This window comes from Salipiger sp. PrR003, from assembly GCF_010500785.1.
GTDB classification, from domain to species: domain Bacteria; phylum Pseudomonadota; class Alphaproteobacteria; order Rhodobacterales; family Rhodobacteraceae; genus Salipiger; species Salipiger pacificus_A.
Genome location: NZ_JAAGOV010000048.1, coordinates 38,402 through 60,009 on the forward strand (window position 1 = coordinate 38,402; position 21,608 = coordinate 60,009).

Sequence of the window (21,608 nt, forward strand, 5' to 3'; positions counted from 1 at the left end):
ATGGCCATGACCCAATCACGGGCGCGGGCGCTGCTGCTGACACCGGCAGGGCTGTGGTACGCGGCGATGCTGCTGCTGCCGCTGGCCGTCGTCCTGATCTTCTCCTTCGGCGAGCGCAGCGCCATCGGCGGCTACGCGCCCGGCTTCACCTTCGAGCAATACGCCAACCTTCCGGCGCGCTTCGCGGCCTTTCGCAACACGCTGACGCTGGCGCCGGTGGGCACCATCGCGGCGCTGCTCATCGCCTATCCGCTGGCCTATTTTCTGGCGGTGAAGGTAAGCCCCAAGTGGAAGACCATGCTGCTGGTGCTGGTGATCGTGCCGTTCTGGACCTCGATCCTCATCCGCTCCTACGCGTGGATCTTCCTGCTCGGCGGCAAGGGTATCCCGGCGCTGCTCGAGACCATCGGCCTCGATGACGTGCGGCTGCTCAACACGCCCTTCGCGGTGCTGGTGGGCATCGTCTATGGTTACCTGCCGCTGATGGTCTTCCCGATCTACGTGGCGCTCGAAAAGCTCGACAAGCGGCTTTTGGAGGCCGCCGCCGACCTTGGAACGCCGCCTTGGCGCGCCTTCCTGCAGATCACCCTGCCGCTGTCGATGCCCGGCGTGCTGACCGGCTCGATGCTGGTGTTCATCCTGCTGATGGGCGAGTTCCTGATCCCCGCGATCCTTGGCGGCGGCAAGGTCTTCTTCGTCGGCAATGCGCTGGTCGATCTCTTTCTGCAATCGCGCAACTGGGCCTTCGGCTCGGCGGTGGCGGTGGCGTTGGTGGTCATCATGCTGATCACCGTCGGCATCTACACCCGCCTCGTGAAGCGCTTCGGCGCCAGCCGCGACGATGTCGGCCTGATGTAATCCTCCGGAGGCACCCATGAGACTTTACGCCTGGGCGGTCTACGCCTTTCTCTACCTGCCGATCGGCATCATCGCGCTGTTCTCCTTCTCGGCGGGGCGCTCGGCCTCGCAGATGCAGGGCTTCTCGCTGCAATGGTACGGGCGCGCGCTGAACAATCCCTTCGTGATGGAGGCGCTCTGGACCTCGGTGCGTGTCGCCTTCCTGTCGGCGGTGCTGGCGACGGTGGTGGGCACCATGGCGGCGCTGGCGCTGACCGGGATGCGCGGACGCGCCCGCAAGGTCTTTGACCTGCTGGTGCAGATTGCGGTGATGATCCCCGGCATCGTCATCGGCATCGCGACCCTCATCGCGCTGGTGTCGGTCTTCGATCTGGTGAACCCCTGGCTCGAGGCGCTGACCGGCTGGAAGCTCTCGCTCGGCACCGGCTCGCTGATCGGCGCGCATGGTCTCTTCACCATGTCGCTGGTGGTGCTGCTGGTGCGCGGGCGGATGGAGACGCTGGACGGGGCGCTGATCGAGGCGTCGAGCGATCTTGGCGCCACGCCCATGGGCACCTTCTGGCAGGTGACCTTTCCGCAGATCCTGCCGGCGATCCTCGCGGGTTTCCTGCTCGCCTTCACCTTCAGCTTCGACGATTTCATCATCGCCTTCTTCGTCGCGGGCGCCGAGACGACGCTGCCGATCTACGTCTTCTCGTCGATCCGCCGCGGCGTCACCCCCGAGATCAACGCGATCGGCACCATGGTGATGGCTGCTTCGCTGCTCATGCTGATCAGCGCGCAGCTTCTGCTGCGGCGCTCTCAGGCGCACGCGCGCCGCTAACTCAAGACTTCAGGAGAGACCCATGCTGAAAGACCGTGTCGCGCTGGTGACCGCCGCCGGATCCGGGATCGGCCGCGCCGGGGCCGTGGCCATGGCCCGCGAGGGGGCCTATGTGGTGGTGACCGATCTGCGCGAGGATCTCGCCGCCGAGACGCTGGCCGAGATCGACGCCGCGGGCGGTCGCGGCATGGCGCAGGGCCTTGATGTGCGCGACGATGCGGCGGTCGAGGGGCTGATCGAGCGGGTCGCAAAGGATCACGGAAGGCTCGACGTGCTGCACAGCCACGCGGGCATCCAGATCGAGGGCAAGGTCGAAGAGGTCACCCCGGCGCAGATGGATGCCGCCTGGGCGCTGAACGTGCGGGCGCATTTTGTCGCCTCGCGGGCGGTGATCCCGCACATGCGGGCGCAGGGGGGCGGGTCGGTGATCATCACCGCGTCGAACTCGGGCTGCCAGTATGACCGGGGCATGGTCTCTTACGCCACCACCAAGCACGCCGCCGTGGCCATGGTGAAGCAGATGGCGGTGGATTACGCGCGCGAGAGGATCCGCTTCAACGCGCTCTGCCCGGGGTTCGTGGACACGCCCTTCAACCTCGGTTTCGAGAAGCAGATGGGCGGGCGCGCGGCGCTCGAGAGCTATGTCGCCGACACCATCCCGATGGGCCGCTGGGCCAGCACCGAGGAAATCGCTGAGGGGATCCTCTACCTCGCCTCGGACCGCTCGGCCTTTGTCACCGGGCTGGCGCTGGTGATCGACGGGGGCGAGATCCTCTGATCTCGCCCGGCGCGGCTCAGCCGTTTGGGGAGCCGAAACCGATGGTCGCCTCGACCGCGCGTTTCCAGGCCGCGTATTTGCGCTCGCGCACGGCGGGGTCCATCTTCGGCTCGAAGCGCGCATCGCGGGCCCAGGCGTCGGCAAACTCCTCCATCCCCGGCATGATCCCGGCCTTCTGACCGGCGAGCCACGCCGCGCCCATGGCGGTGGTTTCGAGCACCGTGGGCCGCTCGACCGGCGCGTCGAGGATGTCCGACAGGTACTGCATCCCCCAGTCCGAGGCACTGAGCCCGCCATCCACGCGCAGCGCCGCCATCTCGGCGTCGCCATGTTCGGCACCCCAGTCGGCCTTCATCGCCTCGATGAGGTCGCGGGTCTGGTAGCCGACGCTTTCCAGCGCGGCGCGGGCGAATTCGGCGGGGCCGGAGTTGCGGGTGAGTCCGTAGATGGCCCCCCGGCAGTCGGCGTTCCAATAGGGCGCGCCGAGACCGGTGAAGGCGGGGACCAGAACGAGTTCCTGCGCCTCGTCGGCGGCCTCGGCCAGCGGCTGGCTTTCCGCCGCGTCGCGGATCACCTTGAGCCCGTCGCGCAGCCATTGGATCACCGCGCCGGCGACAAAGATCGAGCCTTCGAGCGCATAGGTGGTCTTGCCGTCGATGCGGTAGGCGATGGTGGTCAGCAGCCGGTTCTGCGAGACAACGGGGGTCTCGCCGGTGTTGAGCAGCGCAAAGCAGCCAGTGCCATAGGTGGATTTCACCATGCCGGGTGTGAAGCAGGCCTGACCGATGGTCGCCGCCTGCTGGTCGCCCGCGATGCCGAGGATGGGGATCGGGCGGCCGAAGAGATCAGCCCGGCAGTCGCCGAAGTTGGCGTCGCAGTCGCGCACCTCGGGGAGCATGTTGGTCGGGATATTCAGGCGCTTGCAGATGGCTTCCGACCAACGGCCTTCGCGGATGTTGTAGAGCATGGTGCGGGCGGCGTTGGTGGCGTCGGTGGCATGCACCGCGCCGCCGGTCAGCTTCCAGACGAGCCAGCTGTCGACCGTGCCGAAGAGCAGCTCGCCGGCCTCGGCCTTTTCGCGCGCGCCGGGGGTGTTGTCGAGGATCCACGCCAGCTTGGTTGCCGAGAAATAGGGGTCGAGCAGCAGGCCGGTCTTTTCGGTCACCGTTTCCTCGAAGCCCTCGTCGCGCAGGCCCCGGCACATCTCGGAGGTGCGGCGGTCCTGCCAGACGATGGCGTTGTGGATCGGCTTGCCGGTTGTCTTGTCCCAGACCACGGTGGTCTCGCGCTGGTTGGTGATGCCGATGGCGGCGATGTCATCGGCGCCGACGCCCGCCTTTTCCACGACGGCGCGGCAGGTGGCAGCGGTGGTGGACCAGAGGTCGAGCGGATCGTGCTCGACCCAGCCGCTTTGCGGGAAGTGCTGCGGAAACTCCTCCTGCGCCGAGGCGACGACCTGCAGCTTGTCATCAAAGAGGATCGCGCGCGAGGAGGTGGTGCCCTGGTCGATGGCGAGGATGAGGGTCATGTCTGTCTTCGGCCTTCCTGTGTGTCGTCAGTCCCGTTTGGACGCGCGGGGCTCGGCCTGCGCGATCGTCGTCCCGGAGTTTTGCGTCCGGGATCAGTGTCTTGCCCGACTCGTATCGGCGATGGCCCCCCTTGGCCATGGCGGAGACGAGAAAGCGGGGGCAGGCCATGGCCCGCCCCCGCGCAGTTAGCTCAGTTCCAGGAGGCGACGAGCTCGTCGTAGGCGACGGTCTTCGGCTCCTCGCGCTCGTTCTCGATTTTCGGCTTCGGCGAGCCTGCGGTGTCGAGCCACTCCTGCGGGTCCTTCTCCTCGTTCATCACCGGGCCCAGATCGCCCTGGATGCCGGCGCGCTCGAGGCGCTCCATGACCTTTTCCATGTCCGAGCAGAGGCTGTCGAGCGCGTCCTGCGCGGACTTGGCACCCGACATGGCGTCACCGATGTTCTGCCACCAGAGCTGCGCGAGCTTGGGGTAGTCCGGCACGTTGGTGCCGGTGGGCGACCAGCGCACGCGGTCAGGCGAGCGGTAGAATTCCACGAGACCGCCGAGGTTCGGCGCGCGGTCGGTGAAGCTCTCGTCCTGGATGGTGCTCTCGCGGATGAAGGTGAGGCCAACGTGGCTCTTCTTCACGTCCACGGTTTTCGAGGTGACGAACTGCGCGTAGAGCCAGGCGGCCTTGGCGCGGTCCTCGGGGGTGGACTTCATCAGCGTCCAGGAGCCCACGTCCTGGTAGCCGACCTTCATCCCGTCTTCCCAGTAGACGCCATGCGGCGAGGGGGCGAGGCGCCACTTCGGCGTGCCGTCCTCGTTCATCACCGGCAGGCCGGGCTCGACCAGCGAGGCAACGAAGGTGGTGTACATGAACATCTGCTGGGCGATGTTGCCCTGCGCCGGGACCGGGCCGGCCTCGGAGAAGGTCATGCCCATGGCCGAGGGCGGCGAGTACTTGTTGAGCCACTCGATCGCCTTGTCCACGGCATAGACCGCTGCCGGGCTGTTGGCCGCGCCGCCGCGCGCCATGCAGGCGCCCACGGGCTGCGACTTGTCGTTCACCCGGATGCCCCATTCGTCGACCGGCAGGCCGTTCGGCTCGCCCTTGTCGCCCATGCCGGCCATCGACATCCACGCGTCGGTGTAGCGCCAGCCGAGCGAGGGGTCCTTCTTGCCGTAGTCCATCGAGCCGAAGATGTCCTGCCCGTCGATATTGCGACCGGTGAAGAACTCGGCGATGTCCTCATAGGCCGACCAGTTGACCGGAACGCCCAGCTCGTAGCCGTACTTTTCCTTGAACTCGGCCATGATGTCGGGATCGGTGAACCAGTCGTAGCGGAACCAGTAGAGGTTGGCGAACTGCTGGTCGGGCAGCTGGTAGAGCTTGCCGTCGGGGGCAGTGGTGAACTGGGTGCCGATGAAATCGTCCAGATCCAGCGTCGGGCTGGTGACGTCCGCGCCCTCGTTCGCCATCCAGTCGGTCAGGTTGCGCACCTGCTGATAGCGCCAGTGGGTGCCGATGAGATCGCTGTCGTTGACATAGGCGTCGTAGATGTTCTCGCCCGACTGCATCTGGGTCTGCAGCTTCTCGACCACGTCCCCCTCGCCGATGAGGTCATGGGTGATCTTGATGCCGGTGATCTTTTCGAAGGCCGGGGCGAGCACTTGGCTTTCGTACTCGTGGGTGGTGATCGTTTCCGAGACCACCTTGATCTCCATGCCCTGGAACGGCTGGGCCGCGTCGATGTACCACCGCATCTCGGCTTCCTGGTCGGCGCGCGAGAGGGTCGACAGATCGCCGATCTCCGCGTCGAGGAAGGCCGTGGCCGCCTCCATGTCGGCGAAGGCCGGCCCGCTCAGCAGGCCGAGCGCAAGCGCCATGGCGGTTGATCTCTTAAGGTTCATGGTTTCCTCCCTTATTGAACCATTTATTCTCTTTCGGCGGTCCGGGCACCTCCAGCCCGGGCCGGCGCTCTGCCGGGTCTCAGACCCAGCGGAACACTGCCGCCGCGTAGATCAGGCAGACGACAAGCGCCGCCGGCTGCGCCTGGCCGACAAGGCCGAGCCAGGCGAGATTGATGAAGGCCGAGCCCAGCAGCGTGATGAAAAGCCGGTCCCCGCGCGTGGTCTCGATCCCGAGGATCCCGCGCTGCGGGGTCTCGGGGAAGCGGATCGCCAGCACGGTGAAGATCACCAGCAGCGCCGCGATGGTCAGAAAGAAGGCCGCTGTGGGCCAGGTCCATGCCATCCAGTCCATGTCGATCTCCTCTCAGACCCGGCCCAGGGCAAAGCCCTTGGCGATGTAGTTGCGGACGAACCAGATCACGAGAGCCCCCGGGATGATGGTCAGCACACCCGCCGCCGCGAGCACGCCCCAGTCGAGCCCCGAGGCCGAGACGGTGCGGGTCATCGTGGCGGCGATGGGTTTTGCATCCACCGTGGTCAGCGTGCGCGACAGCAGCAGCTCGACCCAGGAGAACATGAAGCAGAAGAATGCGGCGACGCCGATGCCGGACGAGATCAGCGGCATGAAGATCTTCACGAAGAAGCCGCCAAAGCTATAGCCGTCGATATAGGCGGTCTCATCGATTTCCTTGGGCACGCCGCGCATGAAGCCCTCGAGGATCCAGACCGCCAGCGGCACGTTGAACAGGCAATGCGCCAGCGCCACGGCGATATGCGTGTCGAAGAGCCCGATCGAGCTGTAGAGCTGAAAGAACGGCAGGGCGAACACCGCCGGCGGCGCCATGCGGTTGGTCAGCAGCCAGAAGAAAAGGTGCTTGTCGCCCATGAAGTGATAGCGCGAGAAGGCGTAGGCCGCCGGCAGCGCCACGGAGAGCGAGATCACCGTGTTCATCACCACGTAGATCAGCGAGTTGATGTAGCCCGAGTACCAGCTGGGATCGGTGAGGATCGTCGCGTAGTTGGCGAAGGTCAGGTTGCGCGGCCAGAGCGTGAAGCTGCCGAGGATCTCGGTGTTGGTCTTCAGGCTCATGTTGAGCAGCCAGTAGATCGGCAAGAGCAGGAAGAGCAGGTAGAGCGTCATGACGATGGCGCGCCCGTTGATCCGCGGCAGGCTGCGCGACCGGCTGGCGGCGGGGGCGAGGGTGGTGTCGGTCATCTCACATCCCCTTTTTGTCGAGGTTGGTCATCACGGTATAGAACACCCAGGAAATCAGCAGGATCACCAGGAAGTACATGATCGAGAAGGCCGCCGCCGGGCCAAGGTCGAACTGCCCAAGCGCCATCTTCACGAGGTCGATCGACAGCAGCGTGGTGGCATTGCCCGGACCCCCGCCGGTGACCACGAAGGGCTCGGTGTAGATCATGAAACTGTCCATAAAGCGCAGCAGGATGGCGATCATCAGCACGCCGGCCATCTTCGGCAGCTCGATGTAGCGGAACACCTTCCAGCGGCTGGCCTGGTCGATCTTGGCCGCCTGGTAATAGGCGTCGGGGATCGACTTGAGGCCCGCATAGGCCAGCAGCGCCACCAGCGAGGTCCAGTGCCAGACGTCCATGACGACGATGGTGATCCAGGCGGCCAGCGTGCTCTGGGTGTAGTTGTAGTCGATGCCCATCGACGCCAGCGTTCGGCCCAGCAGGCCGATGTCGACCCGTCCGAAGACTTGCCAGATGGTGCCCACCACGTTCCACGGGATGAGCAGCGGCAGCGACATCAGCACAAGGCAGAACGACGCCCAGAAGCCCGACTTCGGCATGTTGAGCGCGACGAAGATGCCCAAGGGGACCTCGATGGCGAGGATGATCCCAGAGAACATGAGCTGCCGACCGAGCGCATTCCACATCCGGTCCGAATGCAGCATCTCGTCGAACCATTCGAGCCCGGCCCAGAAGAACTGGTTGTTCCCGAAGGTGTCCTGCACCGAATAGTTGACCACGGTCATCAGCGGGATCACCGCCGAGAAGGCCACCAGCACCAGCACTGGCAGCACCAGGAACCATGCCTTGTGATTGACGGTCTTGTTCATCAGGCAGCCTCCCCCGAGGGTGCGACGCGCCAGTCGTCGCGGTAGACGTTGACGTGGGCGGGATCGAAGCGCACGCGGGTCATGTCGGGCCCGATGCTCTCGTCCTCGCCGGCGACGATGTTGATGTCATGGCCGAAGAACTCGGCGCGGATGATCTTGTGCCGCCCGGCGTCCTCGACGCGGCGGATCTTGACCGGGAGCCCCTCGGTGGCGCTCAGCCGGGCAAACTCGGGGCGCACGCCGATCTCGACCTTGCCGTCCATCGCCCGATAGCCGGCGCCGAGGTCGAAGTTCGAACCGTTGATGTAGCCGCGGCTGCCCTCGACCTTGGCGGGGATCACGTTCATCCCCGGCGAGCCGATGAAATAGCCGACGAAAGTGTGCTCGGGCCGCTCGAAGAGCTCCTCGGGCGTGCCGATTTGCACCACGCGGCCGTCGTACATCACCACCACCTTGTCAGCGAAGGTCAGCGCCTCGGTCTGGTCGTGGGTGACGTAGATCATCGTGTGGCCGAAATCATGATGCAGCTTCTTGAGCTGGGTGCGCAGTTCCCACTTCATGTGCGGGTCGATCACCGTCAGCGGCTCGTCGAAGAGCAGCGCGTTCACATCCTTGCGTACCATGCCGCGCCCGAGGCTGATCTTCTGCTTGGCATCGGCGGTCAGCCCGCTGCACTTGCGGCGCAGCTGGTCCTCCATGCCGATCATTCGCGCGATCTCCTGCACCCGCTCGGCGACATAGGCCTCGTCGCGGCCGCGGTTGCGCAGCGGGAAGGCCAGATTGTCGCGCACGGTCATCGTGTCGTAGACCACCGGGAACTGGAACACCTGCGCGATGTTGCGCTCGGCGGTCGGGGCATGGGTCACGTCCTGCCCATCAAAGAGCACGCGGCCCTGCGAGGGAATCAGCAGCCCGGAGATGATGTTGAGCAACGTGGATTTGCCGCAGCCCGAGGAGCCGAGCAGCGCATAGGCGCCGCCATCGTCCCAATCATGGGTCATCTGCTTGAGCGCGAAATCCTCTTCTCCGCGCGGGGTCGCCATGTAGGAGTGAGCGAGATTGTCTAGCGTTATCTTGGCCATATCGCCTCCTCCTCAGGCAGCTTGCGCATAGGCGGCGGGGGCGACCAGATCGCCGTTCTCGCCGAAGACGTAGACGTGCCGGGGCGACAGCCAGACATCCAGCGGCTTGCCGAGCGGCAGGTCGTGCACGCCGCCCACCAGCCCCACCCAGCGCTCGCCGTGGTGGTCGAGGTGGACAAAGGTCTCGGAGCCCGTGAGCTCGCTGACCTGCAGCTCGGTGCGGAAGTGCAGCGCGTCGGGATCGTGTTGCCGGATCTCCAGGTGGTTGGGCCGGAAGCCCGCCATGTAGCGCCCGTCGGGCAAATCCTTGAGCTTGCCGGTGGCTGGCGCGCTCTGGCCCTCGCCGAACATGAGCCGATCGCCGGTCTTGGAGATCTGCAGGAAGTTCATCGGCGGGTCGCTGAAGACGCGCGCGGTGGTCGCGTCCAGCGGCTGGCGGTAGACCTGCGGCGTCGGGCCGAACTGCGTCACGCGCCCCTCCCAAAGAGTCGCGGTGTGCCCGCCGAGCAGGAGCGCTTCCTCGGGTTCGGTTGTGGCGTAGACGAAGATCGAGCCGGAAGCCTCGAATATCTTTGGGATTTCCACCCTAAGCTCTTCGCGCAGCTTGTAGTCGAGGTTGGCCAGCGGCTCGTCCAGAAGCACCAGTCCGGCGTTCTTCACCAGCGCCCGCGCCAGCGCGCAGCGCTGCTGCTGGCCGCCCGACAGTTCCAAAGGCTTGCGCTCGAGGAAGGGGGTCAGCTTCATCAGCTCGGCGCTCTCGCGCACCCGGCGGTCGATCTCGGCCTTGTCGACACCCATCAGCTTCATCGGAGAGGCGATGTTCTGGTAGACGGTCATCGAGGGGTAGTTGATGAACTGCTGGTAGACCATCGCCACCTTGCGGTCCTGTACCCGCATGCCGGTGACGTCCTTGCCTTCCCAGAAAATCTTGCCGGTAGAGGGCGCATCAAGTCCCGCCATCAGCCGCATCAGCGACGTCTTGCCCGACAGGGTCGGGCCCAGCAGCACGTTCATCGTGCCATTCGCGAGCGTCAGATCGGTGGGGGCGATATGGGTCTGCCCCTCGACGATCTTTGAAACGCCCTTCAGTTCCAGCGACATAAGGTCCTCCTCCCCGCGCCGTATGTCTCCGCCGTGCTATTCGGCGGCGTCGGCCCTTTCGCGGCGGGATGTCATCCAGCCGTCCAGCGCCGATATCTCCTCCTCGCTCAGGCGCAGCCCGAGCTTGGTGCGTCGCCACACCACGTCCTCGGCCGTGCGGGCAAACTCCTGCCGCATCAGCCAGATCACTTCCGCCTCGGTGAGCGTCGCGCCGAATGCCCTCCCAAGATCCGCGGCGCTTCTTGCCTCCCCCAAGAGGGTTTCTGCCTCGGTGCCGTAGGCGCGCGCGAGCCGGCGCGCCCAAACCTCTCCGAGAAAAGGATATTTCTCGGTCAGAGCTTGCACAAGAGCGTCGAAGCCGTCGACCGGGAAATCCCCGCCGGGCATCGCAACGCCCGCAGTCCAGGGGCCAGACTTCAAGGTAACATGTTCGCCGATCTTCTCGAGCGCGCTTTCCGCCAGCCGCCGATAGGTGGTGATCTTGCCGCCGAAGACATTCAGCACCGGTGCGCCGCCCTCCGCGTCCACTTTCAGCGTGTAATCCCGCGTCGCCGCCGTGGCGCTGGAGGCGCCGTCGTCATAGAGCGGGCGCACGCCGGAATAGGTCCAGACCACGTCCTTATCCGAGATCGACTGCGCGAAATACTGGTTGGCGAAATTGATCAGATACGCCTGTTCCTCGGGGGTGCAGACCGGGCGGCGATCCGGATCTTTATGCTCGGCATCCGTGGTGCCGATCAGGGTGAAATCGCGCTCGTAGGGAATCGCGAAGATGATCCGCCCGTCGGTGCCCTGGAAAAAGTAGCACTTGTCGTGGTCGTAGAGCCGTCGGGTCACGATATGGCTGCCTCGGACCAGCCGGACGCCCTCGCGCGATGGCAGGTCAATCTTGTCATGGATCACGTCGCCGACCCAGGGACCGCCCGCGTTGATGAGCATCTTCGCGTAATGCGTCGCTTTCGCGCCGGTTTCGGCGTCCTTGGTCTCGATCCGCCAGAGCGCGCCGTCGCGCTGTGCGTGGGTGACCTTGGTTCGGGTCATGATCGTCGCGCCGCGCGCTTCGGCGTCGCGCGCGTTGAGCACCACCAGCCGCGAATCCTCGACCCAGCAATCGGAATATTCATAGGCGCGCTCGAACCGCGGCTGCAGCGGCGCGCCCTCCTTGGTGCCCTTCAGCGAGAGTGTCGCCGTGCCGGGTAGGATCTTCCTTCCCCCGAGGTGGTCGTACATGAACAGCCCCATGCGGATGAGCCACGCCGGACGGCGCCCCTTCATCCAGGGCATCGCCAGCCCGAGCATCTTGGAGATCGGCGTCTCGCTCTCGAAGCGCATGTCCCTGTGGTAGGGCAGCACGAAACGCATCGGCCAGCTTATGTGCGGCATGGCGCGCAGCAGAACCTCGCGCTCGACCAGTGCCTCGCGCACCAGCCGCACCTCGAGATACTCGAGATAGCGCAGCCCGCCGTGGAACAGTTTGGTCGAGGCCGAGGAGGTCGCCGAGGCGAGATCGCCCATCTCGGCCAGCAGCACGGAAGCGCCGCGCCCGGCCGCGTCCCGGGCGATGCCGCATCCGTTGATGCCGCCGCCGATGACGAAAAGATCTGCAGGGGTATCGGGGGTGGTCTTGCGCACGGGAGCCTCTTTCACGTTGTGGGCAGGCTAAACCTGGAGCGCGCATTCACGCAAGGAATTTGTTTTCGTTTTTTTTCGTTCGAGAGCGCGCGGAGATTTTCTATTATTATCGTGTACTTCTGCCGAAATCTTTGGTTCAGACCATGCAGATGCAGAAACGAATCCTCTGGAACCGGCGCAGATTTGCGGTTTTTCTGCCCGAGTCAGGATAAAGCGAAAGAAACCGAACACCCATGTCCCAGTCCCTGCGCCACCCGGAGATTCTCGAGATCGCCCGCCGCGACGGCAAGGTCACCGTCGAGGGGCTGGCGCAGCACTTTGGCGTCACGCTGCAGACCATCCGCCGCGACCTGAGCGATCTGGCGGACGCCGGGCGGCTCGACCGGGTGCACGGCGGGGCGGTGCTGCCCTCGGGTACGATGAACATCGGCTATGAGGAACGGCGCCATCTCAACATGGAGGCAAAGACCGGCATCGCCCGTGCCTGCGCCGCGCGCATCCCGCACGGCATCTCGCTGTTCCTCAACATCGGCACCAGCACCGAGGCGGTGGCGCGCGAACTCTTGCATCACAAGGGGCTGATGGTGGTGACCAACAATATGAACGTCGCCAATATCCTCGTCGCCAATCCCGATTGCGAGGTGCTGGTCAGCGGCGGCAGCCTGCGCCGCACCGACGGTGGGCTCATCGGCGCGCTGGCGACCGAGAGCATCCGCCAGTTCAAGTTCGACCTCGCGGTGATCGGCTGCTCGGCGCTGGACGCCGAGGGCGACATCCTCGACTTCGACCTGCAGGAAGTCGGCGTCAGCCGCGCCATCCTGCGACAGTCGCGCCGCACCTACCTTGTGGCCGACCAGTCGAAGTTCAAGCGCAGCGCCCCGGCGCGCATTGCCTCGCTGGCGGAGATAGACAAGTTCCTCACCGACGCCCCGCTCGAGCCCGGCCTCGCCGCGGCCTGCGCCGATTGGGGCTGCGAGGTGGTGGTGGCCGCGCGGACTTGACCGTCGGCTTGCGCCCGTCACCGGTCCCGCTATAGCACGCCCATGCGTTTCGAGACCCCGCTCATCCCCGCCCGCCTGCTGCGCCGCTACAAGCGTTTCCTCGCCGATTGCCGGCTCGAGGATGGCTCAGAGATCACTGCCCATGTTGCCAATCCGGGCAGTATGCTTGGCATGGCCGAGCCCGAGAGCCGGATCTGGCTCGAGCCAAACGAGGATCCGAAGCGGAAGCTGAAATACGCGTGGCGGCTGATCGAGCACGAGGGCGGCGCCTTCATCGGCGTCGACACCGGCGTGCCCAACCGCGTGCTGCGCGCCGCGCTCGAGGCCGGGCAGGTGGGGGGACTGGAGGGCTACGAGACCGTCCGCCCCGAGGTGAAATATGGCGAGAAGAGCCGCATCGACTTCCTGCTCACCGGGGCGGCCCGCCGGGACTGCTACGTGGAGGTGAAATCGGTGACCCTTTCGCGCAGCCCGGGTCTGGCCGAATTCCCTGACAGCGTCACGGCGCGCGGGGCCAAGCATCTCGCGGAGCTCGCCGCGATGGTCCGGCAGGGCCACCGCGCCGTGATGCTCTATCTGGTGCAGCGCACCGATGCCGAGGTGGTCACGCTCGCCTCCGACATCGATCCCGCCTATGCCGCGGCTTTCGCCAGCGCGCGCGCGGCGGGGGTCGAGGTGCTCGCGCTCGGCTGCCGGATCACGCCCGAGGAAATCACCCTCGGCGCGCCACTGCCGTTCCGCGCGCCCTGAAGCGTCCGGCGCGGCCCCGCTAGGTTCAAACGTCCCGCGGGAGTCTTCCAAAGCGGACGGGGGCGAAGCCCCCATCCGTGGATGCCCTCAAGGGCCTCAGGCCAGTCGCGAACGCGGTTCCGCGGCCACCTCGGCATCTCCGTCGCGCGAGAGGTGCAGCGTGCGGGTGGGGAAGGGGATGTCTACGCCATTGGCGTCCAGCGCTTCCTTGACCTTGCGCTTCATGTCGGCCTGATAGGCGAAATAGTCGCCGCTCCCGACCCAGACGCGCACAAGGAAATCGACCGAGCTGTCGTTGAGCGCGTTGACCTGGATGAAGGGTTCGGGATCGTTCAGCGAGCGCGGATCGGCCATGATGGTCTCGCGGATCACCCGCTCGGCAGTGGCGAGGTTTGCACCGTAACCGACGCCGAAGGTCCATTCCGCGCGGCGAGTCTTGTAGATCGAATAGTTCTCGATGACGTTGCCCCAGACTTCGGAATTCGGCACGATGATCTGCGTGTTGCCGAGGCTGGCAAGCTCGGTGGTGTTGAGGGTGATGTCCTTGACCGTTCCCGAGACCCCGGCGACCGAAACGAAATCGCCCAGCTTGATCGGGCGGAAGATGATGATCATCACCCCCGCTGCGACGTTCGACAGGGTGCCCTGCAGCGCGAGCCCGACGGCAAGGCCGGCAGCGCCGAGCGCCGCGATGATCGAGGTGGTCTGCACGCCGAACGTGTTGAGCACAACAAGGATGGTGAAGATCAACACCACGTAGCGCGCGATATTTCCGAGGAAGTTGAAGAGCGTGTCATCGAGCCGGGCGCTGCGCGCCGACATCGCGGTGATCCGGCCCTTGACCCAGCGGCCGATGAAAAGCCCCACCAGCAGCAGCACGATGGCTGCCACCACGTTGCCGAGAACGCTGGCCATGAAGTCCAGCGTAAACACGTCGGAAAGCGACGTGCCGTTGTAGATCTCGGTGTTCATGACTTCGTTGATACTGTCCATTGTCCCTCGTCGGTCCTTTTCTGCGCCTTGCGGCTTTCTTGCGCGCCGCTGCGTCCGGCACGTCTTTGGGTCGGGTCTGCCTGATCCCCTTCAGGCGGTCTTCGGGCGATGCCCTGGCTGGCAGGATCGGCGCCGCGGCCCGCATCGCGGGATTTAACTCCGGGACATGCCATTGCGTTCCCCTGCCATCCTCTGGCAATGGAGCGCAATACGCATTAAGTATTGAAGGGAAGAGACCCATGGAGCGCCCCGTCTTGCGAAATGACACGAGCGGCCGTCTCACCCGCGACGGCATCCGCATTCACGAAACCGCCGATTTTGCCGGCATGCAGAAGGCCGGCGCGCTGGCTGCGAAGATCCTCGACGACCTCGCGCCGCTGGTCGAGCCCGGTCGCACCACGGCCGAGATCGACGACTTCATCCGCGGTGCGGTCGAAGAGGCGGGCGCGGTCTCGGCCACGATCGGCTACAAGGGCTATCAGCACGCCAGCTGCATCTCGATCAACCACGTGGTCTGCCACGGCATCCCCGGCGACAAGAAGCTGAAGGATGGCGACATCCTTAACGTCGATGTCACGGTGATCGTCGACGGCTGGTACGGCGACACCAGCCGCATGTACGTGGCCGGCAAGCTCTCGCGCAAGGCCGAGCGGCTGATCCAGGTGACCCATGACTCGCTCATGATGGGCATCGAGGCGGTGAAGCCGGGCAACACCTTCGGCGACATCGGCCATGCCATCCAGAGCTATGTCGAATCGCAGCGCATGTCGGTGGTGCGCGATTTCTGCGGTCACGGTCTCGGCCAGGTATTCCACGCCGCGCCCAACGTGCTGCACTATGGCCGAGCCGGAACCGGGCCGATGCTCGAGGAAGGCATGTTCTTCACCATCGAGCCGATGGTGAACCTCGGCCGTCCCGAGACAAAGGTGCTCGCCGACGACTGGACCGCCGTGACCCGCGACAAGTCGCTCTCGGCGCAGTTCGAGCATTCGGTTGGCGTGACCGCCGACGGGGCCGAGATCTTCACCCTCTCTCCGGGCGGTAAGTTCCACCCGACCTGGGGCTAAAGGGCTGGCCGGGCGCGACCTCGGGCGAGGGGCAGTCCGCCAGCCTCAGCGCTGTCTGGATGCCTGGCTGGTCCAGCGCCTCGCCGAGGGATGAGGCGTCGGCCCGACAGGCTCAGCCCATCAGCGCCTTGCGGAGCATGTTCCCGGCCAGCACCAACACGGTGATCGCAAAGACCAGCCGGAGCCGGGCCGGGCTCAGGCTGTGCGCCAGCTTCACACCGATCGGCACGGTGAGCAGCGAGGTCACCATGATCAGCAGAACGGCGGGCAAATTGACGTAGCCCACGGTCCCCGGCGGCTTGCCGGTGATCCCCCAGCCGGTCAGCAGGAAAGCGATGAACCCGGGGATCGAGATAAGCAGCCCGAAGCCGGGTGAGGTGCCAACGGCACGGTGCGGCGGCACGTTGTAGGCGGTTAGTAGCGGCACTGTGAAGCTGCCTCCGCCAATGCCCATCAGCGCCGAGAAGAAGCCGATGATGCCGCCGTAGAGCGCGCTCAGCCCGCGCCCCGGCAGGGTCTCGGAGATCCGCCAGGTCTTCTTGCCGAGCAACATGTAAAGCCCGAGGCAGACGCCGATCACGCCGAAGACCAGCAGCAGCTGGTCGCTGTGCAGCACGGTCGCTGCCAGAACGCCCAGCACCGAGCCCATGGCGATGAACGGCCCCCAGCCCTTGATCAACTCGAGGCTCACCGCGCCCCGCTTGTGATGCGAGGTGACCGAGCGCAGCGAGGTCACGATGATCGTGCCGGTCGAGGTGGCGACGCAGATCTGCATCAGCTGCTCGGGGTGATAACCGAGGCCGGTGAAGACGTAATAGAAGGCCGGCACGAGGATGATCCCCCCGCCCACGCCCAGAAGACCCGAGATGATTCCGGCCACCGCGCCGGCGGCGGCGATGACGGCGAATAGCGTGACGTAATCCATGGGGCTCTTTCTGCTGTGCGGCGGATGCGGCGGGGCGTGGACCCGGCGGCGCGGAGGCCGCCTGCCGGAGAAACGCGGCGCCGGGGCGAAGGTCAAGGGGAAGCGGTGCGCGCCTCGGGGATCACGCGGCGACTGCGCTCCGAATGCCGCGCCCCGCGCCAGGCAGGGCCGAGCGGCGCGTCACAGAAAAAGACCCCCCGCCGGTCCGGGCGAGGGGCCTTGTATCAGGGGAAGCGCCGCGGGTCAGGCCCGCAGCAGGATCTTGCCGCTGCGGGCGGGCGTCTGGGCTGCGTGCATCGCCTCGGTGACCTGCGCCAGGTCGAAAACGCCGCCCACGTCGAGCGCCAGCTTGCCTTGCGCCGCCAGGGTCACCAATTCGGTCAGCAGGCGCACCTGCGTCTCGCTGCTCATCTCGCCGAACACGCGCGAGGCCCAGAAGCCGCGAACGGCCAAGTGCTTGGTGATCATCTCACCGCTCGGCAGCTGAAGCGGTGCGCCGGTCGCCGTGCCGAAGACCACGTATTCCCCGTCCTTGCCCAGCAGCGCGGCCAGCGCCATGCCCAGCTCGGCGCCGACGGAGTCGATGGCCGAGACCGCGCCCGCGGGACCGATCAGCGCCTTGGCGGTGTCGAGCCAGCCTTCGTCGGCGGTGGACAGGACGTGTTCGGCGCCGAGCGCCTTCATCTCCTCGACTGCATCGGCGCGGCGCACGAGGTTCAACAGCTTGATGCCGCGCGCCTTCGCAAGGCTCACCATGATCTTGCCGACAGCGCCATTGGCCGCGGTCTGCACAAGCCAGTCGCCTTCGCCGGCCTTGAGCGAGTCGAGCAGGGCGATGGCGCTGAACGGCATGGCGATGAGCTGCGCCGCGTCCTCGTCCCGGATGCTCTGGGGCAGCTGCACGAGCGTCGCCGCCTTGGCGACGAAGAATTCGGCCCAGCTGCCGTGCACGCCGCCGACCGAAACGCGCTGGCCGAGCAACGCCTTGTCGACGCCCTCGCCAAGGGCGGCGACCATGCCGACCGCCTCGGAGCCGCCGATCTCGCCGGGCAGCTCGGGGACGTAGCCGTATTGGCCGCGGATCGTCCACAGGTCGTGATTGTGGATCGGCGACAGGATGGTCTTGATCAGCACCTCGCCCGGACCGGGCTTGGGCGTCTCCATCTCGCCAAAGAGCATCACATCGGCGGGGTCGCCAAAAACGTCGTGATATGCAGCACGCATGTCGGGGTCCTTCGTGTCAAAAACAGGGGTCAGGGAGTGTCGGGGAAGAGGCGGCGCACGGTGTCGGCGCGGGCCTGCCGAAGGGGCGCGTCGCTTTGCGAGAGCTTGGCAAGGATCGCCGCGCCAAGCCATTGCGCGTAGGCTCCGCCCGCCGCGCCCTCGGGGTCGGGCAGCGGCCGCAGCGAGCCGTCCTCGGCGCCTTCAATCAGCAGCGCGGCGAGGCGCGCAACAAGGTCAGAGACCCCGTCGTCGAGCACCCGGCGCATGTCGTCCGAGAGATCGGCGATCTCGGCGGCGAGCTTGACCACAAGGCAGCGTGACGCCAGTCCCGCCGAGGCGTCCTCGCCGAGCCAGGAGTCCCAATAGGCTGCGAGCCGGTCGCCAGCGCTGCCCGGGGTCTCCGCGAGAGCATCAAATCTCTCGAGATATTCGGAGACGTAGTCCTCGAGCAGGGCGCAGCCGAAGGCCTCCTTGGAGGCGAAATAATAGTAGAACGACCCCTTGGGCACGCCGCTTTCCTTGAGGATTTGCGACAGGCCCACGCCGGTGAAGCCGCCCCTCAGGACAAGCTCGCGGCCGCTGGCCAGGATCTTCTTGCGGGTTGCTTCGGATTTGCTCGGCTCGGTCATGGGGTGCTATGTAGTTAAAATAGACCGGTCGTCTAGATGCTCCGCGGCAGATTTTCCCGATGACGTCGCGCCAGACGGAGGTCACGTGTCACGAAGCGTGATCGGCAGGCGCAGAGCCTGCCGGGGCCACCCAAGGAGGTCTTAGTCGAGACTCGCGGCGAAGCCCGCGAGATAGGCCTGCAGCTGCTCGCGCACGGCGCTGTCGGTGAGGGTGCCCTGCGCATCAAAGGATTTACCCGCGCGCGACACCATCAGTTTTGCGCCAAGCCAAGGTTGCGCCCCCAATGCGCGCAGCACGGGCAGCCAATGCGTCTGCGACAGGATTGTCCCGAACCCGCCGGGCGACGCGCCGATGATCGCCACCGGCTTGCCCTTGAACGCTTTGCCGCCCTCGCCGCGTGACATCCAGTCGATGGCATTCTTGAAAACGCCCGGAATACCGCCGTTGTACTCGGGGGTGACCAGCAGCAACCCATCGGCCTCCGCCAACTGCGCCTGCAAGGTCTTCACCGCCACGGGCAGCCCCTCGCCGGCCTCTTCGTCGGCGTTGAACAGCGGCACCTCGTGGATCGAGCCGGGGAGCACCGGGCAGTCCTCGGGCGCCAGCTCCATGGCGGCGCGCAGCAAGCCGGCGTTGTAGGAGGCGGCGCGCAGGCTGCCGCTGAGGCCGAGAATTCGGGGCATGGGTCAGTCCTTCCGCTAGGTGAACCGCAGCATGGCTCGCGTCGGCGCCCCCGGCAAGACATTGATGGCGCGGAGAAAGCGACCGGTCAGTCGAACTTCCGCGAGGGCGCGAGCACCTTGGCCTCGCCGACCAGCACCGGTTGTCCGTCGACCGAGCATTTGCAGTCCAGCATGACCCTGCGTTTTGAAAAATCGATCTCGCGGACCGTGACCTCGGCGAGCACCGTGTCGCCGGGGCGGACGGGGGCGATGAACTTCAAAGTCTGGCCAAGGTAGACCGTTCCGTGGCCGGGAAGCTGCTCGCCGATCACCGCCGAGATCAGCCCTGCGGTGAGCATGCCATGGGCGATGCGCCCTTCGAAGATCGTATCCTGCGCGTAGGCGTCATCGAGGTGGACCGGGTTGTGGTCGGTCGAGATCTCGGCAAAAAGCGCGATGTCGCGGTCGGTCACCTCTTTGCGCAGGTGCCGGGACATACCCATTTCGATGTCCTCGATGCAGATCGTCCCGCGGGGCAGGTTGTCGAGCATCTTCTCCTCCATGATCTGCGGTCCGGTAATAAAAATGCGACTGAATTGGATCAGTGAGTAATTTTATTACTTCGCGACCGCAGAAAATCAAGAGGAGAATTTGTATCTTTCAGCGTAGGAAGCCAATCGAATAGGTCGGTTCCATTTGCTGGTCGGCGAGGTAGCGTTCGAGCGCCTCGGCCTCGGGCTGTTCGTCGGTCTTCGTTTCCTTGGCCGCGAGCCCGCCCGTGATGAACAGCGAGTCGATGTCCTCGCCCACCGCACCGAGGATGTCGGTGCGAATGCCGTCGCCGATGCACAGGATCGCGCTGTCGGGCACGCTGCGGTCGATCTCGGCGAGCCGGCGGCGCGCGAGGTCATAGACCGGCGGATGCGGTTTGCCGAAATAGAGGCTCTCGCCGCCCATCTCGGTGTAGAGCTGCGCCACCGCGCCGGCGCACCATTCGCGGGTCTCGCCGCGATCGACGACGATATCGGGGTTCGCGCAGAGCAGTTTCATGCCCTTTTGCTTGGCGTAAAGCAGCTGCGGGCGCAGCTCCGAGGGATCCGCATGCGGATCGAACGGGCCGCAGCAGACGATGCCTTCGGCCTCTTCCAGGGCGACGCGCTCAATCGGCAGCGGGTTCTCGAGCAGCTTGATCGGCTCGAAGAAGGGCTCATCGAAGGGCGTGCCCATGAAGTAGACTTTCTGGCCGACCTCACCGCGGAACATGGCGACGCGGGCGCTGTCGCCGGAGGTGGCGATATTGTCCCAGGCGTCCTCGGGCACGCCGAAACCCTCGAGTTGCTTGACCACCTCGTGGCGCGAGCGCGGGGCGTTGGTCAGCAGCACCACGGTGCCACCCCGGGCGCGGAAAGCGCGCAGCGCCTCGATGGCGGCGGGAAAGGCCTTCACGCCGTCATGCACGCAGCCCCAGAGGTCGACGAAGGCCGCCTCGTAATTCTGCGAGATCTCGGAAAGCGACTGGATGATGCGGGTCATGGGAAGCCTTTGTCGGACTTTGAGTGTGAGAGGTGCGCCCTTGATAGGCCAGCGCGGGCGATGAGGCCAGCGCCGCGGGGCTCAGAGATGCGGGGTGACGGTGTAGCCGAAGCTCGCGCCTTCGCCGGGAGCGAGGCTTAGCGCGCCGGGACGTTCCAAGAGCTGGGACGAGGCGCCTTGGAGCGCATGCATCCCATGCCAGGGCTCGACGCAGAGGTAGGGCGCGCCGGGCTTTTGCCAAAGCGCGAGAAAGGGCAGGTTTTCGAAGGTGAAATCGAGCCTCGGGCCGTGCTCCGCGCCGTAGGAGAGCGCCGTCCCCGCGCCCTCCGGGAAGATCATCGCGTCCGCCTCGAACTGCTCGTGGGCGAGAGTGAGCTTGCCGTTGATGAAGGGCGAGGGCAGGTGGGCGTCGCCGAGACGTCCAGCGTCGATCCGGGCCAGCGCTGGCTCGGCCTTGTCGGCGAGCGTTACCCCATGCGGCCGGCCCTCGGCGCCCGGCAGCGGCCAGGCAAAGGCGGGGTGAAAGCCAAGGCAGAAGGGCAGCGGCGCATCGCCGGTGTTGGAGACATCGGCGGAGACTTTCAGCGTGCCACCTTCGAGCGCGTGAGTCACCGCCAGCCGGAAGGAGAACGGGTATTGCGCGCGGGTCGCTTCGCTGTCGCTCAGCACATGGCGGCAGGAGGTTGCGGAGCTCTCGTCGAGCAGGAATTGGCTCTGGCGGGCAAAGCCGTGCTGGGCCATCTCCGACTCGAACGCGTCGATACGAAGCCGCCCGCCGGGCGCGGGGCCGACGATCGGAAACAGGATCGGCGCACGGCCGGACCACCACGTAGGATCGCCCTGCCAGAGCAGCTCCTTGCCGCCCTTTGCAAAGCTCTGCAGCTCGGCGCCGAGTTGCGCGACGGTGAGGGTGAGATCGGCGTCGGAGAGGGTGACGAGGTCGGTCATGGCAGGGCTCCGGGCAGGAAGGTCACGGGACAAAGGGCACGAAAAAGGGCACCCGACGGGGTGCCCTTGGGGGTCTGCGCGGCGCGGCGGC

The 21,608-nt window shown here is 65.9% G+C and carries 22 protein-coding genes; 6 read left to right on the plus strand and 16 right to left on the minus strand.

Annotated features, from left to right (window positions below; genetic code table 11):
* The 3 genes from G0D83_RS17855 to G0D83_RS17865 are packed head-to-tail and all read left to right on the plus strand — an operon-like array spanning window position 1 to window position 2,459.
* Window positions 1-858, plus strand: coding sequence for an ABC transporter permease (locus G0D83_RS17855; protein ID WP_164196156.1), 858 nt, complete (start codon window positions 1-3; stop codon window positions 856-858).
* A 16-nt stretch (window positions 859-874) separates the two neighbouring features.
* On the plus strand, window positions 875-1,681 hold the full coding sequence (locus tag G0D83_RS17860) for an ABC transporter permease (RefSeq protein ID WP_164196157.1): 807 nt from the start codon (window positions 875-877) through the stop codon (window positions 1,679-1,681).
* Window positions 1,682-1,703: 22 nt separating this feature from the next.
* Window positions 1,704-2,459, plus strand: coding sequence for an SDR family NAD(P)-dependent oxidoreductase (locus G0D83_RS17865; RefSeq protein ID WP_108969269.1), 756 nt, complete (start codon window positions 1,704-1,706; stop codon window positions 2,457-2,459).
* Between the two features lie 16 nt (window positions 2,460-2,475).
* On the opposite strand, the gene glpK is transcribed toward G0D83_RS17865, so the two are convergent.
* The 8 genes from glpK to glpD all read right to left on the minus strand — a co-directional run bounded on the left by glpK (window position 2,476) and on the right by glpD (window position 11,784).
* Complete coding sequence (glpK, locus tag G0D83_RS17870) at window positions 2,476-3,987, minus strand: glycerol kinase GlpK (protein ID WP_164196158.1); 1,512 nt, start codon at window positions 3,985-3,987, stop codon at window positions 2,476-2,478.
* Between the two features lie 191 nt (window positions 3,988-4,178).
* Window positions 4,179-5,882, minus strand: a complete 1,704-nt coding sequence (locus tag G0D83_RS17875) for an ABC transporter substrate-binding protein (protein ID WP_164196159.1) — start codon at window positions 5,880-5,882, stop codon at window positions 4,179-4,181.
* A 79-nt stretch (window positions 5,883-5,961) separates the two neighbouring features.
* Window positions 5,962-6,234 (minus strand): DUF2160 domain-containing protein, encoded by a 273-nt coding sequence (locus G0D83_RS17880; protein WP_108969264.1) that lies wholly within the window; start codon window positions 6,232-6,234, stop codon window positions 5,962-5,964.
* A 12-nt stretch (window positions 6,235-6,246) separates the two neighbouring features.
* Window positions 6,247-7,098, minus strand: coding sequence for a carbohydrate ABC transporter permease (locus G0D83_RS17885; protein WP_164196160.1), 852 nt, complete (start codon window positions 7,096-7,098; stop codon window positions 6,247-6,249).
* 1 nt (window position 7,099) lies between these two features.
* Complete coding sequence (locus G0D83_RS17890; protein ID WP_164196161.1) at window positions 7,100-7,969, minus strand: carbohydrate ABC transporter permease; 870 nt, start codon at window positions 7,967-7,969, stop codon at window positions 7,100-7,102.
* Entirely contained in the window at window positions 7,969-9,051 is a 1,083-nt protein-coding gene (locus G0D83_RS17895) for an ABC transporter ATP-binding protein (protein ID WP_164196162.1), read from the minus strand. Before G0D83_RS17895 ends, G0D83_RS17890 begins: the two co-directional genes overlap by 1 nt.
* Window positions 9,052-9,063: 12 nt before the next feature.
* Entirely contained in the window at window positions 9,064-10,152 is a 1,089-nt protein-coding gene (locus G0D83_RS17900; RefSeq protein WP_164196163.1) for an ABC transporter ATP-binding protein, read from the minus strand.
* A 36-nt stretch (window positions 10,153-10,188) separates the two neighbouring features.
* Window positions 10,189-11,784 carry a glycerol-3-phosphate dehydrogenase gene (glpD, locus tag G0D83_RS17905; RefSeq protein ID WP_164196164.1) on the minus strand — a complete coding sequence of 532 codons (1,596 nt, stop codon included), beginning with the start codon at window positions 11,782-11,784 and terminating at the stop codon, window positions 10,189-10,191.
* A gap of 233 nt (window positions 11,785-12,017) precedes the next feature.
* Here glpD and G0D83_RS17910 point away from each other — a divergent pair, with 233 nt between their 5' ends.
* Window positions 12,018-12,785, plus strand: coding sequence for a DeoR/GlpR family DNA-binding transcription regulator (locus G0D83_RS17910; protein ID WP_164196165.1), 768 nt, complete (start codon window positions 12,018-12,020; stop codon window positions 12,783-12,785).
* 42 nt (window positions 12,786-12,827) lie between these two features.
* On the plus strand, window positions 12,828-13,535 hold the full coding sequence (sfsA, locus tag G0D83_RS17915) for a DNA/RNA nuclease SfsA (protein WP_164196166.1): 708 nt from the start codon (window positions 12,828-12,830) through the stop codon (window positions 13,533-13,535).
* Between the two features lie 96 nt (window positions 13,536-13,631).
* On the opposite strand, the gene G0D83_RS17920 is transcribed toward sfsA, so the two are convergent.
* On the minus strand, window positions 13,632-14,528 hold the full coding sequence (locus tag G0D83_RS17920) for a mechanosensitive ion channel family protein (protein WP_164196167.1): 897 nt from the start codon (window positions 14,526-14,528) through the stop codon (window positions 13,632-13,634).
* A gap of 239 nt (window positions 14,529-14,767) precedes the next feature.
* Here G0D83_RS17920 and map point away from each other — a divergent pair, with 239 nt between their 5' ends.
* Window positions 14,768-15,595, plus strand: coding sequence for a type I methionyl aminopeptidase (gene map, locus G0D83_RS17925; protein ID WP_164196168.1), 828 nt, complete (start codon window positions 14,768-14,770; stop codon window positions 15,593-15,595).
* A 112-nt stretch (window positions 15,596-15,707) separates the two neighbouring features.
* Here the strand turns inward: map and G0D83_RS17930 are convergent, their stop codons facing one another.
* The 7 genes from G0D83_RS17930 to G0D83_RS17960 form a co-directional block, all read right to left on the minus strand.
* On the minus strand, window positions 15,708-16,520 hold the full coding sequence (locus tag G0D83_RS17930) for a sulfite exporter TauE/SafE family protein (RefSeq protein ID WP_164196169.1): 813 nt from the start codon (window positions 16,518-16,520) through the stop codon (window positions 15,708-15,710).
* A 243-nt stretch (window positions 16,521-16,763) separates the two neighbouring features.
* Window positions 16,764-17,744: a zinc-binding dehydrogenase gene (locus G0D83_RS17935; RefSeq protein WP_164196170.1), complete on the minus strand. Its 981-nt coding sequence runs from the start codon at window positions 17,742-17,744 to the stop codon at window positions 16,764-16,766.
* Window positions 17,745-17,773: 29 nt separating this feature from the next.
* Entirely contained in the window at window positions 17,774-18,373 is a 600-nt protein-coding gene (locus G0D83_RS17940; RefSeq protein ID WP_164196171.1) for a TetR/AcrR family transcriptional regulator, read from the minus strand.
* A gap of 141 nt (window positions 18,374-18,514) precedes the next feature.
* Window positions 18,515-19,057, minus strand: a complete 543-nt coding sequence (locus G0D83_RS17945; protein ID WP_164196172.1) for an NADPH-dependent FMN reductase — start codon at window positions 19,055-19,057, stop codon at window positions 18,515-18,517.
* A gap of 86 nt (window positions 19,058-19,143) precedes the next feature.
* Window positions 19,144-19,587 carry a MaoC family dehydratase gene (locus G0D83_RS17950; protein WP_164196181.1) on the minus strand — a complete coding sequence of 148 codons (444 nt, stop codon included), beginning with the start codon at window positions 19,585-19,587 and terminating at the stop codon, window positions 19,144-19,146.
* Between the two features lie 109 nt (window positions 19,588-19,696).
* Window positions 19,697-20,569, minus strand: coding sequence for a TIGR01459 family HAD-type hydrolase (locus tag G0D83_RS17955; RefSeq protein ID WP_164196173.1), 873 nt, complete (start codon window positions 20,567-20,569; stop codon window positions 19,697-19,699).
* Window positions 20,570-20,650: 81 nt separating this feature from the next.
* Entirely contained in the window at window positions 20,651-21,517 is an 867-nt protein-coding gene (locus G0D83_RS17960; RefSeq protein WP_164196174.1) for an aldose 1-epimerase family protein, read from the minus strand.
* Between the last annotated feature and the right edge of the window lie 91 nt (window positions 21,518-21,608).

Bases quoted from the DNA above. Each gene is read 5' to 3' on its own strand.
- G0D83_RS17950 (WP_164196181.1), bottom strand. From the start codon at position 19,587: ATGCTCGACAACCTGCCCCGCGGGACGATCTGCATCGAGGACATCGAA.
- glpK (WP_164196158.1), bottom strand. From the start codon at position 3,987: ATGACCCTCATCCTCGCCATCGACCAGGGCACCACCTCCTCGCGCGCG.
- G0D83_RS17910 (WP_164196165.1), top strand. From the start codon at position 12,018: ATGTCCCAGTCCCTGCGCCACCCGGAGATTCTCGAGATCGCCCGCCGC.
- G0D83_RS17895 (WP_164196162.1), bottom strand. From the start codon at position 9,051: ATGGCCAAGATAACGCTAGACAATCTCGCTCACTCCTACATGGCGACC.
- G0D83_RS17940 (WP_164196171.1), bottom strand. From the start codon at position 18,373: ATGACCGAGCCGAGCAAATCCGAAGCAACCCGCAAGAAGATCCTGGCC.
- G0D83_RS17875 (WP_164196159.1), bottom strand. From the start codon at position 5,882: ATGAACCTTAAGAGATCAACCGCCATGGCGCTTGCGCTCGGCCTGCTG.
- G0D83_RS17945 (WP_164196172.1), bottom strand. From the start codon at position 19,057: ATGCCCCGAATTCTCGGCCTCAGCGGCAGCCTGCGCGCCGCCTCCTAC.
- G0D83_RS17855 (WP_164196156.1), top strand. From the start codon at position 1: ATGGCCATGACCCAATCACGGGCGCGGGCGCTGCTGCTGACACCGGCA.
- G0D83_RS17930 (WP_164196169.1), bottom strand. From the start codon at position 16,520: ATGGATTACGTCACGCTATTCGCCGTCATCGCCGCCGCCGGCGCGGTG.
- G0D83_RS17880 (WP_108969264.1), bottom strand. From the start codon at position 6,234: ATGGACTGGATGGCATGGACCTGGCCCACAGCGGCCTTCTTTCTGACC.
- G0D83_RS17900 (WP_164196163.1), bottom strand. From the start codon at position 10,152: ATGTCGCTGGAACTGAAGGGCGTTTCAAAGATCGTCGAGGGGCAGACC.
- G0D83_RS17960 (WP_164196174.1), bottom strand. From the start codon at position 21,517: ATGACCGACCTCGTCACCCTCTCCGACGCCGATCTCACCCTCACCGTC.
- G0D83_RS17955 (WP_164196173.1), bottom strand. From the start codon at position 20,569: ATGACCCGCATCATCCAGTCGCTTTCCGAGATCTCGCAGAATTACGAG.
- G0D83_RS17885 (WP_164196160.1), bottom strand. From the start codon at position 7,098: ATGACCGACACCACCCTCGCCCCCGCCGCCAGCCGGTCGCGCAGCCTG.
- G0D83_RS17920 (WP_164196167.1), bottom strand. From the start codon at position 14,528: ATGGACAGTATCAACGAAGTCATGAACACCGAGATCTACAACGGCACG.
- G0D83_RS17935 (WP_164196170.1), bottom strand. From the start codon at position 17,744: ATGCGTGCTGCATATCACGACGTTTTTGGCGACCCCGCCGATGTGATG.
- G0D83_RS17890 (WP_164196161.1), bottom strand. From the start codon at position 7,969: ATGAACAAGACCGTCAATCACAAGGCATGGTTCCTGGTGCTGCCAGTG.
- sfsA (WP_164196166.1), top strand. From the start codon at position 12,828: ATGCGTTTCGAGACCCCGCTCATCCCCGCCCGCCTGCTGCGCCGCTAC.
- G0D83_RS17860 (WP_164196157.1), top strand. From the start codon at position 875: ATGAGACTTTACGCCTGGGCGGTCTACGCCTTTCTCTACCTGCCGATC.
- G0D83_RS17865 (WP_108969269.1), top strand. From the start codon at position 1,704: ATGCTGAAAGACCGTGTCGCGCTGGTGACCGCCGCCGGATCCGGGATC.
- map (WP_164196168.1), top strand. From the start codon at position 14,768: ATGGAGCGCCCCGTCTTGCGAAATGACACGAGCGGCCGTCTCACCCGC.